The following is a 12,001-nucleotide window of genomic DNA, read 5'->3' as shown; positions in this document are numbered from 1 at the left end:
ATTTTAGGGCTTCTGGCAAACGGCGCCCGTGGTTAAAGGGTGTTGCTAACGTCGTGGAGTGAAGCGCAATCAAGAAGACCCCTACATGGTGCATCATCCAGTTGATGCTGCTAAAACGGCTCGGGTACTTTGTGCCGCTCACCACTGTGTCACCTGACATCATCAGACACATCTGCGATCGTTCTGATCTGCGCATGCCACCACGTCGGGCGCTAAGCCAATATGACCAGTCCGGCAGCAAGACCATACACCAGCGGCGCATCAGGGATTACGTCGGCTTGCGCTTGATGACCTCCGTGGATGAGCGCTGGCTTGAACGGCTCGCCGAACAGACCGCGCAGACCAAGCAGGAACTGCCCGATATCATCAACGTCATGATCGAGGAGCTGGTGCAGCGGCGTATGGAGCTGCCTGGCTTCACGTACTTGTTCAAGCTGGCCCGCAAATGCCGGGCGAGCGTGAACGACGGCATTTACAAGCGCGTCACGAGTGCCTTGTCACAGGAGGTCGTCGACCGCTTAGAGTCGATGCTTCACGCCGGTGGCAACCAGAGCGGCTGGGATGGTCTAAAACGCGAGCCGAAGCAGCCTAATGTGCGCGAGGTGGTCGACTTTTTAGCCCACATCGACAACATGCTGGCCTTGTCGACCGGATTGCCTCAGCTCGATGACATTGCGGCGACCAAGCGCGAACAGCTGGTGTTGGAAGCGCGGGCGATGGACGCTGCGGAAATGCGCCGGATGAAACCCATCAAGCGATATGCGCTCATGGCGTTGCTGATCCAGGGGCAGCTGCAAAAAGCGATCGACGATATCGCCGAGATTTTTATCAAGACGGTGCGCAGCCTACACAACGGCGCCGAAGAAAATCCAGTTCGCAAGACGACAGTTTGCTGGCAGCCATCGCCATCATTCAGAAGCACCGTTCCAGCCATAAAGAGCTCTTGCCGCTGAAGGAAGACGAGCTGCCCGAACTGGCGCTGGACTGGATCTCGGATAAATGGCGCAAGTTGGTATTTGAGCGCACGGGGCCCGACGAGCCGATGCGAATAAACCGCAAGTACTTTGAACTGGCCGTCCTGAGCGAGGTGATGGACGAGCTGAAATCGGGCGATCTATACGTTGAGCACAGCGGCGACTACGACGATTATCGTAATCATCTGGTCAGCTGGGAAGAGTACGAGCAGGACGTCGGAACTTACGGTGAAATGCTTGGTCTGCCGGTGGAAACACAAGCCTTCATCGATCAGCTGCGCAGCAAACTGTCAACGCTTGCCTCGCTACTGGGGCTCGGGGAAGAGCGCCTCGGCCGATGGCACCAAGTGGAACATCTACGAGGCGAACCTGCTGTCGGAATACCATATCCGCTACGGCGGCTATGGAGGCATCGGCTACTATCACGTCTCAGACAAATATATCGCGCTGTTCATGCGTTTCGTGGTTCCGGTGCGCACGGTGCATGCCGGCCCCAATCCGAAATACTTCGGCGTCGGCCGTGGCGTTACCTGGTACAACCTGCTGTCGGACCAGTTCTCTGGCCTGAACGACATCATTGTGCCAGGCACGCTGCGCGACAGCTTGATCCTGCTGGCCGTGGTGCTCGAACAGCAAACTGACCTCCAGCCAACGCAGATCATGACTGACACCGGCGCCTACAGTGATGTTGTGTTCGGCCTGTTCCGCCTGCTCGGCTACCGCTTCAGCCCGCGCCTGGCCGATGTGGGCGGCACACGCTTCTGGCGGATCGATCCACAGGCCGACTACGGCCAGCTCAATCCAATCTCGGCGCACCACCTCAGCTTGCAAAAAATTGTGCCGCATTGGGATGATATGCTGCGGCTGGTCGGTTCGCTCAAGCTTGGCCGCGTATCGGCAGCTGTCATCATGCGCACGCTCCAGGTTGGAGACCGGCCGACGCGGTTGGCGCAAGCCATTGCCGAGTACGGCCGCATCGACAAGACGGTGCACGCGCTGACCTACATCGACGATGAGGCCAAGCGCCGGGGTACGTTGACCCAGCTCAACCGGGGTGAGGGGCGCCACAGCGTCGCTCGCGCCGTGTTCCACGGCAAGCGTGGCGAGCTACGGCAGCATTATCGGGAGGGCCAGGAAGACCAATTGGGCGCGCTCGGCCTGGTGCTCAACATGATTGTGTTGTGGAACACTATCTACATGGAGGCCATCGTGAACCAACTGCGAGCGGAAGGTTATCCGGTAAATGACGAAGATGTGGCGCGGCTCTCGCCGCTACTGCACGAGCACATTAACATGCTGGGACGGTATTCGTTCTCGGTGCCTGAAGCGGTGGCTAAGGGTGAGTTGCGGCCCTTTCGCGATCCGGCAGATAGCGACTCATGAGGAATGCTTAACCCGGTTTTCCGTTCCACTGCACCTCAGACCCCTACATCGAGGGGGCAGATCGTTTTGAGGAAAGCAGCGTCAGCAGTTTGCTGCGCCCACGGGCAGGTCAACGTAAGCAGCCCCGTAGTAAGATGCCCCCAAAAGAATGGGACATCCCCTGGCAACAGAGTGAGGTAACAAATGAGTGAACATGCTGATCGCTTCGGCACCCCGGATGAGAACATTCGGGCCGCAGTGAAGTGGGCTGAGAAATACAGAAAGAAGCATACCTAACACACACATGTGCCGACCCGGAAGGAAATTGAGACGTTGCCCGCTGCTGAGTTGAGACCGCTGTTGGTCGGCTGGATGGAGCACAGCCCGACAGAAACCATTCCAAGCCGAATGCAGATCGCATTGGTGCGCGACGTATTGCTAGGTCGGCCGGATGTTGCAGAGTTGAAGGCGCTGCTGAGCATGTGCGACCACTATATTGACGGTCAATAGGTATGCGGCCCGGAAGTAGAATTAGGGAGCAGCCCCGATCAGTTTCAACGATGTATGCAGACATAGCTAAAACTCCTTGAAAAAATGTAGTATTTGGTGGTGGCAGCTTTGACGGTAGCTTGTTGGTGTGATCTACATTGTTTTTTTGGTCAGGGAAGTGAGGCAAGAGATCATGGAAGAAATATTCTGTGTGCATTGTTTTGCAATTTTGCCGACGGGATGTGATATCTGCCCATCTTGTCACGAGAAGTTGAGCTATTTAGGCAGTGAAGAAAGTCGGGACTTGCTGCTCAAAGTGCTGCATGATAAAAGGGCTAAAATCCGTTCAGATGCCATTTTTGCTCTGGGTCGTCGAAACGACAGGCGTATTGCCGGCGAACTGGTTGCTTGCGCTTTACGCCATCCTGCCGATATCAACGAAGGCCTGCAGATCGTCAAAGTGTTAGCTGCTATCGATGATGAAACTCATCGGGCGACGGCCTTGCAGTATTTGATCGCTCGCCATCCCGCCAGCCAGGTTAAGCAAGCTGCGCTCAGTGCGCTAGATTTGCATTGAAGCGGTCGACTCACCGGTATTAACTCTGTATTACACAAGAGTTTCCCCTGGCCTGGCCGCCGGTGACCAATGGCGGCGGACGGATTGCCCCCAAGGTGCACATGCGGACCAAGAATCCCGGAACGGTTCACCTTGCGTCACTGACGGTGGTAGTAGGCATCGTACTTCTTCGTCGTCCATTCGCCCTCGCCCAACATTTTGATGCCGGTTCTGTCGACCAGCAAGTGCAATCCGGACGTTGTCCTGTTCACCGTAATCGTCACGGCGAGATGCTTTTATCGGCTGCTCACGGCGCTGACATCGGGAACTTTCCAAGCTTGGGCCGCTTGCTTGAACAAGCTTTGCGCCATGCCCATTGCCTGGCGCAGCGCCAGGTTAAGCAGGCGCTAGAAGAAAAGTGTAAGAAATTGGCGGGAACTACGACTTTGCACTACGAGGGCAGGGGATTTCTCGGCTTTCGCCAACGCAATTTACGTATAACCAACTAATTTAACGGGACAAATGATGACCACCTTATCTTCTACGCTCTCCAAAGCCCTTGCATCCGCAGTTGTGACCGCCGCCGCGCTGAGCGGCTGCGCCATGATGTGCGGCGCCTGCGCCGGCCGCAAATGCAGCGCACAGAACTCCATGCAGAAATGCGGCGCCTGCAAGGCAAAATGCGGCGCCTGCGGCGGCAAGAAGTAATTAACCTTCAAGGCGGGGCGCCATGGCACACCACGTCGACGTCCCGCCTTGCGGTCCCGCCTACCTATGACAGTATCGACTTATCTAAAGCAGTATTGCAAATCCGCAAGCGCGAAGCAACTTGCTCATCTGCTTGCCGACGCGCGCGCCAGCGTCGCCGCCTTTGCGGCGGCCACGCAGGCGCACGGGTCGTTGCAACAAAACTGGATCGCCGGGCAAACGGTGGTTGAATACGATCACTATCCTAAGGGCGACGTCGTCGACCGGCGTACGGGGTCCCAGTTCTATTACCATTCACACCGACACGGCGGTGGTGAACATGGCCATGTTCATCTCTTCTGGCACGCCAGCGCTTCCGGCCGTCGGCGATATCTTCGGCCGGACCGTCCCCGCTGGGTGCGCACCGCCCCCTCGCATCTGCTCGCCATCTCTCTGGACGCCCGTGGCTTGCCCGTCGCCCTATTCACAGTCAACCAATGGGTCACCGATGGTCATTGGTTCGACGCCGCCACGACGTCACGATGCGTGGCAAGATTTGCGATGGGTGAGCAGGCAGGATATGAACACGCGTGTGTATGGCTCACGTCCTTTGTTCGCATGTATCGGCCGCTGATCGATATACTGCTGGTCCGGCGTGACAAGCGTCTTTCCCGCCGTTTGGACCGGGCGCACGCGCTACGAGATGAGCGCCTGGAGTTGATGAGCACATTACCCATCGATTGGGCTGCCGATCTCGAGTGGATCGAGTCCGAAGCCATCCGTCGCGGGCTTGCCGGCCCTTGAAATAAGCAGTGCAATGACTGTAACAAAAAGCTGGGCCGCGACGACTTAAGGTCATAATTCCCAGGAGTAGTAACATGACCAAGTCCATCCTTCTCGCGCGCCCGCACCCCTTCATCGTGACGGACATGATGCCTTTTTTGACGCAAGCCGGGTTCCGGGTCGTCAAACCGGAAGGCTACGCCAATCTGGCGACGTTGGCGCGCAGTTGCACCGGTGCCGTCGTGTCGCTGGCCATTTCCTCGTCGGTCCCGGAATCCGCCGCAGAAGTTTATCAAAAGCTGCGCGCCGCGGCGCCGGCGCTACCTGTCTTATTCGCCGGCATATCGTCCTTGGACAGTCTGCGCGGCAGTATGGAACGGATTGCGCAACAAGCCGGTATGCAGGCGGCCATATTGGGCATCTCCGCCGCCAACGAGCGAACCGGTGGCTTGGGCAAGTCGGACACCCTGCTCTATGTGAGCAAGGAGGACCTGGCCGATACGGCCCGCCGTCAAATGGCCGCGCGCATGGTGCTGCGGCACCTGCGGTAGGCGGCCCCGATCATGAAACGGCTCCTGTTGATCGGCGGTGGTCATGCCCATCTGTTTGTCCTCGAACAGCTGGCACGGGTGTCGACGCCCGGCACCGAGGTGGTGATGGTGACGCCCAGCGCTCAGCAGGGCTATTCCGGCATGTTGCCAGGATGGATGGCGGGTCATTATGAGCGCAGCCAGTGCCAGATCGATCTTCGGCCGTTGGCTGTAGCCGCCAGTGCCCGGCTTGAACTAGGCCACGTTTGCGCGATGAACGCGGATCGCCGCTGCGTGCGGCTTGATGACGGGCGTGAAATCGCGTATGACGTCGCCTCGATCGACGTGGGCAGCGCGACCGATCTCTCATGGCTGGGACTGGCAGGCGCTAAACTGCTTGCGGTCAAGCCCTTGGAGGCTTTTTTCTCCGCATGGCCTCAGGTGTTGGCGGCGGCGCGTGCGCGCGGACAAATTTTTCGGCTGGTCGTGGTCGGGGCGGGGGCCGCTGGCATCGAGTTGGCGCTGGCGGCACGGTATGCATTCGCGCGCATTGGAGTGGATGCAGCTGTGTCGCTGGTGGGCTCCGATAGCGGCTTTCTGACCGATCACGCGCCCGCAGTGCGCCGTCATGTACTCGTTGTCTTGGCGCGGGCGCAGATAGCATTCCATCGCGGGCGGGCCGTCGGCGTCGAGCAGGGTCTCATGCTGTCGAATGGGCAACTGCTTTCCGCAGACAGCGTCATCGCCGCGACGGGAGCGCGTGCCCACGATTGGCTCAAACGTTCCGGGCTGGCGTGCGACGAGTCCGGCTTTGTCGAAGTCGACCGGTATCAGCGCAGCGTATCGCACCCCAACGTGTTCGCCGCAGGCGACGTCTGTAGCAGACATGACGTGGAGATGCCCCGCTCGGGTACGCACGCGGTGCACAGTGGACCGGTGCTGGCGGTCAACCTGCTGGCGGCGCTTCAAGGCGGTACGATGCGCAGTTATGTTCCGCGCCGCCGTTCGCTCTACCTTATATCGTGCGGTGCGCGTTACGCCGTCGCTTCCTGGGGCCGCTGGAGCGCAAAGGGTGACTGGGTCTGGCGCTGCAAGGACTTGATCGACCGGCGCTTCATCCGGCGCTTCTCGCGCCCCGCGTCGGCCGGATCCCCGAAAGCGTAGGAGTGATCATGGGACTACTCAAACTATTCGATCATTGGTTCGATTTCAAGTGCCCGGAGCTGCCCGACCTTGGTGGGCATTCCGCTAATTTGCTGGCCAGTCTGCTAACGATGGCCTGGCTGGTCGAAGCGCGCGATCCCTACACGGGAGGCCATCTTTGGCGTGTGTCGATGTACGCGAGGCTACTTGCCGAGCGGGTCGGCCTCAACGACGCGGACGCGGCGCGTTTCTCACTTGGTGGCTTCTTGCATGACCTGGGCAAGGTAAGCGTTCCAGACGCGATACTGCGCAAGACGGATGCGCTCACCCCCAGCGAATATGCGATCATCAAGACCCACCCCGAGATGGGCGTCCGGATGCTGGCCGGACATCCGTTGGCCGGCCTGGTGGCTGATGCGATCCGCTCCCATCATGAGCGACCGGATGGACATGGCTATCCGGATCGCTTGTTGGAAACCGGGATTCCCCGGATCGCCAAGGTTGTTGGCGTATGCGATGCTTTTGACGCGATGACCAGCGAGCGCCCCTATCGCCACGGGATGGCACCGGCGGAGGCTTGTGCCATCATTCGAAAGCTCGCCGGCGCGCAGTTCTCCAGCGAATACAGCTCGCAATTCGTCGCCATGTGCGAAGAGGGGTTGTTCGACTGTATCGTCGGCTACAGCGACCACGGCATTCCGCTCCAGACTTGCCCGCGGTGTGGTCCAACCCTCACCATCCGGCGCGAGCAGGGGGCGGGCGCACGTGTCTATTGCCACAACTGTGGCGCCGAGTTCTCCCTTGAAACGGCCGCGGGGCGGGTGGTCGTCACGCCGACCGGGGCCATGGGCAACGCGGAGCAACTGCAGATAGAGGTCGACTCCATGCTGATTTCCAGGACCGTGCGCGCATTAGCGGAGATGTTGCCCATGCTCGACTTCCATAGCTCGCAGTCACAATTTGTCGGGCAGACCACATGAAAGCCTTGTTGCACATCGCGTTCAGCTCGCCCATCATACGCAGCGCGATTTCTGTCAGCCTGGTCGTGGGTACGATACTTAATGTGATCAATCAGGGCGAGCGCATATTCGACGGAGCGGACATTGCGTGGTTTCATCTTGCGTTGAACTATGTTGTGCCTTATTGTGTATCGAGCTTTAGTGCCGCGAAGAGTGAAATAACAAGGAGCGGGAATGACGGAAAATGAAACGTCGCAGGAACCGGTCCTGGGGACGGACGCCACGGGCACACTGCTTGACGACGTCGAGTTTTTGACAGGGTTGCGGCAACAAATGCTGCGCTTCGCCACGCTGCAGTTGAACGACAGCACGGTGGCGGAGGACGCGGTGCAGGAAGCGTTGATCGGGGCGCTGCGCAACGTGCAGTCCTTCGGAGCGCGCGCGGCGATGAAGACCTGGGTGTTCGCCATTTTGCGCAACAAGATCGCGGACGTTCTGCGTCAGAAGAAGCGCATGATCGAGGCAAGCGCCCTCATGCGGGACAGTGACGAAGACGAGGATTTGTCTGAGCTGTTCGACAGGAAGGGCTTCTGGCAGGCCGACGAGCGGCCCGTGGCTTGGCGCAATCCCGAGGAATCACTACATGACGCGCAATTCTGGCGGGTCTTCGAGATATGTCTGGATAAGTTGCCTGGGCAGCAGGGACGCCTGTTCATGATGCGCGAATTCATCGAACTCGACACCCCCGAAATTTGCGAAGCGACTGGCATCACAGTCAGTAATCTCAACGTGACACTACACCGGGCCCGATTGCGTCTGCGCGAATGCCTGGAGAATAACTGGTTTTCAGGAGCATCCCAATCGTGCTGAACTGTCGCGAAATTACCACCCTCTATTCTGAATCAATGGAACGAAAACTGACCTTGGCAGAACAAATATCGGTCCGCATGCATGTAATGATGTGTTCGGGGTGCCGCAATTTCGGCAAGCAAATGCAGACTTTGCGTCACGTCGCGCGTGCCTACGCCAAGGGCGAACATGAACAGGATGGCGAGTCAAGCGATTAACCCTCGCCGGATGCGGGGTTGAAACCATCCACACGGTCTGCCCACTTCAACGTGCGGGGATCGAAGCCTGGGACCAGACTGGGCTTGATGACCTGAAAGTAGGGGGAGACATCGAAATCGCGTGGGGCGAACAGGCTGTGGTGGCGGATCTTGAGCAGTTCCTCCTTGCAGATCGGGCATTCCGGTCGGCCGGCATCGCGCAGCTCGACCAATGGCAGGATTGGGTAGCGGATGGATTGAAACGCCTGAGCGATCAGGGTGGAGCAGATGGCACGCGTCGGATCGCCACTGCCCAGCGCGATCATGCTCCTTCGTTTGCCCGCCGGTACGGGCGGCGTTGGCAGCAGGTAGCGGGCGAGGTCGATGACATTTCGAAGATCATATTGATTTCCCAGGCGCTCGATGACGTAGCGCGTGAGTTGGTGCCGCTCGGCGTCGCCGAGGCCCACGGCGCGGCAAATCCTTGTGTGCGCATGTGCAAATTCGGTCACCCCCACACTGCGCACGCCTTCCACGGTGTCTGCCTCGACGAAGCAGTGTCCCTCCGGACCACCCAGTTCGGTCAGGTCCGCCCCCACATACATGGCAGCGTGCGACCAGGTCGATTGCGTCAGATACTTGATCGCTGAGCTGATCCGACTATTGCCCTCCACCAGCAACACGTCCCCGGGCTGCAGACAGGCTAGCAGCAGGTCCGGATCGGTGGCCGAGCCCAGGCCGTGGACATGCACTTCGCGCGCCAGCAGGCGCGCCAGCGACTTGCCGAACCAGGTCAGCGTGTGGTCCACGACGCCGCTCATTATCTGGCAACCAATCTGCTTAGGACGTGGTCAACCGAGAACTTCCCACCGCCCTTGGCGAGCAGGAATAGCAGAATGGCGGCCCAGGTGGCGTGGGTGGGATAGGCGTCTGGGTATACGAAAATCTCGATGACCGCCGTCATTACTAGCAAGGCGAAGGCCGACAGGCGCGTGGCCAAGCCGAACAGCAGCAGCACGGGGAAGAAATGTTCCGCAAAGGCTGCCATGGGCGCGGCTAGTTCTGGCGCGACCAGTGGCAGGCGATACTCGTCCCGGAACAGCGCGACCGCCGAGTCGGACAGGTGAGGCCAGCCGAGATGGAATTGGCCGCTGAACAGGTCGATTGCTAGGCCCTCAACCTTGGTCTGGCCCGATTTCCAGAACACGGCGGCCATGGCAAAGCGTCCCATCGCGGCAATGACGGAATCGCTGACGCAAGCGCTAATTAAGGCGGTGATGCGTCGTATATGGCCGAGTGCCATGGCGCGGCTGGATGGGGTATTCATGGTTCTTTCCTTTGGATTGTTGTTACGGATGAGATGATGGTGTGGCTGAAAAGAATGCCTAATGCACGCGGCAAGTCCAGTTCCGCATACTGCTCCAGGGTAGTTTCGATGGCAGGGCCAAGCGGCGCTCCGGATTGCAGCGCCTGAAACAGAGTGGCCTGCGCGGCGGAGATAGGAATGCACGTGACCTCAATGCCAGGGCGTGCCACCAGGGCCGCCTCCGGCAGATAGGGGTTGACGGCATCCAGATTACGCCAACCCTGGTGTGCGCCCCAGATGGAAACGATGGCGTATTGCGAGCTGACCACTTGCACAGACGGATGGAAGCGCATGCGCAGACCCGGCAATAGGTCTGGGTTCTCCAACAGTGCGCCCGGCGCTCTCGCGTCGAGCGTGTCGTCGTCCGCCGCATGGTAGGCCCGCACCCATGCCCATTCCAGGCGCGCGACATCGGCCAGGTAAGGCACGCTGGCGGCGGCCAGAAAGTGCGACACAAAGTCCGGAAAGGCATCGCCGTACCATGCCAGCACCGGCGATTTGGGAGGATGGTTGCGCACAAAGGCGTGCGCCATCGGGCGGAAAAATTGCTGTCCGACCAACGCCAGACATACGGGAAAGGTGTCCGCCAGCGCATCGACCAGCGACACCGCGATATTATTGCGGTGCACGGCAAAGCGCGCGCCCGGATCGGAACCGTTCCACGTGACCAGGTCGCTAGGCGCGCCTTTCTCGGGATCGCGCAGCGCGTCGAAGAACTCATCCAGATTGCTCACGATGGCGCTCCACGTTGGCCGCATGCACGCAGCAAGCGATCGGCGCGCAGCGCCTCCTGGCACAGCACATCGAACGGTGGGATATCGTTGTCCCGTTCGATCAGGGTCGCCACCGCGCCAACATGGTCCAGCGCGGCCCGGTACAGCGACCAGACCGCCTGGGCGATCGGCGCGCCATGGCTGTCGATGAGTAGCCGGTCGCCCGCGCTGTCGTGTTCCGTGGCGAAACCGGCGAGGTGGATTTCTCCCACGCGCGCGGCCGGCAGCGAGAGGATGTAGGCGTACGGGTCGCGGCCATGATTGACGCAGCTGACATAAACGTTGTTCACGTCCAGCAGCAGGCCGCATCCCGTGCGGCGCAGTACCTGGCTGATGAACTCCTCCTCACGCATGGTCGACGAGGAAAATGCAACATAGGTGGCGGGATTCTCCAGCAGGATGGTGCGCCGCAAGCGGGTCTGCACTTGATCAATGTGGTCGCAAATGCGCCGCAGGGTGGCGGAATCATAGGACACCGGCAACAGGTCGTTGAGGAAGGCGCCATGATGACCGGACCAGGCTAGGTGCTCCGAAAAGGACTCTGGCTGGTAACGGTCGAGCAGAACCGCGAGCCGGTCCAGGTGATTGCGGTCCGGCGCCGCGGCGCCTCCCAGCGACAGGCCCACGCCATGGATGGACAGTGGATAGTGCGCCCGTATCCGCCCCAGAAAGTGGTGGTATGGGCCGCCGGCGACCATATAGTTTTCGGCGTGTACCTCGAAGAATCCGATATCCGGCAAGGTGTCCAGAATCCGCCTGAAATGCTCGGGCTTCAGACCCAGGCCACTGCGGGCAGGCAACGAGGCTGCGCAACGCGCGACCGCAATGTCGTCCAGGATGGGAGCGGTTTCGGGGGCGGTCATCGCGGCTCCGTGCCTTGTCATAGTGCTTACTTGGCTTTGAATTCGGCCAGTTGGCCAAAACCGGTCGGCGAGGTGGGCGATGCGGTTTGCTCGCACGTTCCCTTGGGGACCATCTTCCAGGAGTTAGCCTGGTAATCGACTTTGGACGTGCCGGCGCAGGTGGTGCCGGCGCCGGCCTTGCAATCGTTCTTGCCCTTGAGCGCGACGCCGAAACATTTTTCAGTCTCTTTCTGCGTGTCCGCCGCAACTGCCGCGGACGAAGCGATAAGGGTCATGGCAGCGCCCAGCGCGAGCGCCAGTTTTGCAGGGGTCGTTTGTTTCATCATGATGTTTCTCCGTTATGCGCGCGCCGTGCGGCGCGCAGATTCAATGTGGTAGCAGGCGAGGGATTCGACCGCTGCCCTATAGTCGTGCCAGTACCGCCGCTTGTTACACAGGGATTACCATCCACGCCTTTTTCTTGTGTCGAA

Annotated in this window: 15 protein-coding genes and 2 pseudogenes; 10 read left to right on the top strand and 7 right to left on the bottom strand. The window is 59.8% G+C overall.

Annotation, left to right across the window (positions count from 1 at the left end; all coding sequences use genetic code 11):
- Nucleotides 1-104: 104 nt before the first annotated feature.
- The 3 genes and pseudogenes from H3H36_RS02425 (at nucleotide 105) to H3H36_RS02415 (ending at nucleotide 3,402) form a co-directional block, all read left to right on the top strand.
- Entirely contained in the window at nucleotides 105-953 is an 849-nt protein-coding gene (locus H3H36_RS02425; protein ID WP_229219699.1) for a DUF4158 domain-containing protein, read from the top strand.
- Between the two features lie 101 nt (nucleotides 954-1,054).
- Nucleotides 1,055-2,357 (top strand): annotated as a pseudogene (locus tag H3H36_RS02420) (Tn3 family transposase); the annotation flags it as partial.
- 661 nt (nucleotides 2,358-3,018) lie between these two features.
- Complete coding sequence (locus H3H36_RS02415) at nucleotides 3,019-3,402, top strand: HEAT repeat domain-containing protein (RefSeq protein WP_182213566.1); 384 nt, start codon at nucleotides 3,019-3,021, stop codon at nucleotides 3,400-3,402.
- A gap of 140 nt (nucleotides 3,403-3,542) precedes the next feature.
- Here H3H36_RS02415 and H3H36_RS27670 read toward each other — a convergent pair.
- Together H3H36_RS27670 and H3H36_RS02405 are read right to left on the bottom strand one after the other, a co-directional pair.
- A pseudogene (locus H3H36_RS27670) lies at nucleotides 3,543-3,785 on the bottom strand (transposase); the annotation flags it as partial.
- An 87-nt stretch (nucleotides 3,786-3,872) separates the two neighbouring features.
- Nucleotides 3,873-4,100 (bottom strand): hypothetical protein, encoded by a 228-nt coding sequence (locus tag H3H36_RS02405; protein WP_182213564.1) that lies wholly within the window; start codon nucleotides 4,098-4,100, stop codon nucleotides 3,873-3,875.
- A 55-nt stretch (nucleotides 4,101-4,155) separates the two neighbouring features.
- Between H3H36_RS02405 and H3H36_RS02400 the strand changes: the two genes are divergently transcribed.
- The 7 genes from H3H36_RS02400 (at nucleotide 4,156) to H3H36_RS27305 (ending at nucleotide 8,550) form a co-directional block, all read left to right on the top strand.
- Complete coding sequence (locus H3H36_RS02400; RefSeq protein WP_182213561.1) at nucleotides 4,156-4,872, top strand: DUF6969 family protein; 717 nt, start codon at nucleotides 4,156-4,158, stop codon at nucleotides 4,870-4,872.
- 74 nt (nucleotides 4,873-4,946) lie between these two features.
- Nucleotides 4,947-5,402, top strand: a complete 456-nt coding sequence (locus H3H36_RS02395) for a hypothetical protein (protein WP_182213559.1) — start codon at nucleotides 4,947-4,949, stop codon at nucleotides 5,400-5,402.
- A 12-nt stretch (nucleotides 5,403-5,414) separates the two neighbouring features.
- On the top strand, nucleotides 5,415-6,545 hold the full coding sequence (locus tag H3H36_RS02390) for a slr1591 family oxidoreductase (protein ID WP_182213557.1): 1,131 nt from the start codon (nucleotides 5,415-5,417) through the stop codon (nucleotides 6,543-6,545).
- A gap of 8 nt (nucleotides 6,546-6,553) precedes the next feature.
- Nucleotides 6,554-7,504: an HD domain-containing phosphohydrolase gene (locus tag H3H36_RS02385; protein WP_182213554.1), complete on the top strand. Its 951-nt coding sequence runs from the start codon at nucleotides 6,554-6,556 to the stop codon at nucleotides 7,502-7,504.
- Nucleotides 7,501-7,731 (top strand): nitrate/nitrite transporter NrtS, encoded by a 231-nt coding sequence (gene nrtS, locus H3H36_RS02380; RefSeq protein WP_182213552.1) that lies wholly within the window; start codon nucleotides 7,501-7,503, stop codon nucleotides 7,729-7,731. Before H3H36_RS02385 ends, nrtS begins: the two co-directional genes overlap by 4 nt.
- Nucleotides 7,718-8,353, top strand: coding sequence for an RNA polymerase factor sigma-70 (locus H3H36_RS02375; protein WP_182213550.1), 636 nt, complete (start codon nucleotides 7,718-7,720; stop codon nucleotides 8,351-8,353). The genes nrtS and H3H36_RS02375 overlap by 14 nt, the downstream gene beginning before the upstream one ends.
- Nucleotides 8,347-8,550, top strand: coding sequence for a zf-HC2 domain-containing protein (locus H3H36_RS27305; RefSeq protein WP_182213547.1), 204 nt, complete (start codon nucleotides 8,347-8,349; stop codon nucleotides 8,548-8,550). The genes H3H36_RS02375 and H3H36_RS27305 overlap by 7 nt, the downstream gene beginning before the upstream one ends.
- On the opposite strand, the gene H3H36_RS02365 is transcribed toward H3H36_RS27305, so the two are convergent.
- From H3H36_RS02365 to H3H36_RS02345, 5 genes are read right to left on the bottom strand one after another with little or no spacing between them, the layout of a single operon-like run.
- Nucleotides 8,547-9,338, bottom strand: coding sequence for a YiiX/YebB-like N1pC/P60 family cysteine hydrolase (locus H3H36_RS02365; protein ID WP_220459577.1), 792 nt, complete (start codon nucleotides 9,336-9,338; stop codon nucleotides 8,547-8,549). The two genes, H3H36_RS27305 and H3H36_RS02365, sit on opposite strands and share 4 nt — an antisense overlap.
- An 11-nt stretch (nucleotides 9,339-9,349) precedes the next feature.
- Nucleotides 9,350-9,832 carry a DoxX family protein gene (locus H3H36_RS02360; protein ID WP_220459625.1) on the bottom strand — a complete coding sequence of 161 codons (483 nt, stop codon included), beginning with the start codon at nucleotides 9,830-9,832 and terminating at the stop codon, nucleotides 9,350-9,352.
- Nucleotides 9,833-9,852: 20 nt separating this feature from the next.
- Nucleotides 9,853-10,629 carry an HvfC/BufC N-terminal domain-containing protein gene (locus H3H36_RS02355; RefSeq protein WP_182213540.1) on the bottom strand — a complete coding sequence of 259 codons (777 nt, stop codon included), beginning with the start codon at nucleotides 10,627-10,629 and terminating at the stop codon, nucleotides 9,853-9,855.
- Nucleotides 10,626-11,531, bottom strand: a complete 906-nt coding sequence (gene bufB / locus H3H36_RS02350) for an MNIO family bufferin maturase (protein ID WP_182213537.1) — start codon at nucleotides 11,529-11,531, stop codon at nucleotides 10,626-10,628. Before bufB ends, H3H36_RS02355 begins: the two co-directional genes overlap by 4 nt.
- Before the next feature lie 26 nt (nucleotides 11,532-11,557).
- Entirely contained in the window at nucleotides 11,558-11,854 is a 297-nt protein-coding gene (locus tag H3H36_RS02345) for a BufA1 family periplasmic bufferin-type metallophore (protein WP_182213997.1), read from the bottom strand.
- Nucleotides 11,855-12,001: the final 147 nt, after the last annotated feature.

Source organism: Rugamonas fusca, assembly GCF_014042365.1.
GTDB lineage: Bacteria > Pseudomonadota > Gammaproteobacteria > Burkholderiales > Burkholderiaceae_D > Rugamonas > Rugamonas fusca.
The sequence above is the reverse complement of the archived record's forward strand: the minus strand, read 5'-3'. Positions and strand labels throughout refer to the sequence as shown.

What these genes read in the sequence shown, in the direction of transcription:
- H3H36_RS02425 (WP_229219699.1), top strand. Translation starts at nt 105, where the DNA reads ATGCTGCTAAAACGGCTCGGGTACTTTGTGCCGCTCACCACTGTGTCA.
- H3H36_RS02395 (WP_182213559.1), top strand. Translation starts at nt 4,947, where the DNA reads ATGACCAAGTCCATCCTTCTCGCGCGCCCGCACCCCTTCATCGTGACG.
- nrtS (WP_182213552.1), top strand. Translation starts at nt 7,501, where the DNA reads ATGAAAGCCTTGTTGCACATCGCGTTCAGCTCGCCCATCATACGCAGC.
- H3H36_RS02375 (WP_182213550.1), top strand. Translation starts at nt 7,718, where the DNA reads ATGACGGAAAATGAAACGTCGCAGGAACCGGTCCTGGGGACGGACGCC.
- H3H36_RS02360 (WP_220459625.1), bottom strand. Translation starts at nt 9,832, where the DNA reads ATGGCACTCGGCCATATACGACGCATCACCGCCTTAATTAGCGCTTGC.
- H3H36_RS02385 (WP_182213554.1), top strand. Translation starts at nt 6,554, where the DNA reads ATGGGACTACTCAAACTATTCGATCATTGGTTCGATTTCAAGTGCCCG.
- H3H36_RS02345 (WP_182213997.1), bottom strand. Translation starts at nt 11,854, where the DNA reads ATGAAACAAACGACCCCTGCAAAACTGGCGCTCGCGCTGGGCGCTGCC.
- H3H36_RS02390 (WP_182213557.1), top strand. Translation starts at nt 5,415, where the DNA reads ATGAAACGGCTCCTGTTGATCGGCGGTGGTCATGCCCATCTGTTTGTC.
- bufB (WP_182213537.1), bottom strand. Translation starts at nt 11,531, where the DNA reads ATGACCGCCCCCGAAACCGCTCCCATCCTGGACGACATTGCGGTCGCG.
- H3H36_RS02415 (WP_182213566.1), top strand. Translation starts at nt 3,019, where the DNA reads ATGGAAGAAATATTCTGTGTGCATTGTTTTGCAATTTTGCCGACGGGA.
- H3H36_RS02400 (WP_182213561.1), top strand. Translation starts at nt 4,156, where the DNA reads ATGACAGTATCGACTTATCTAAAGCAGTATTGCAAATCCGCAAGCGCG.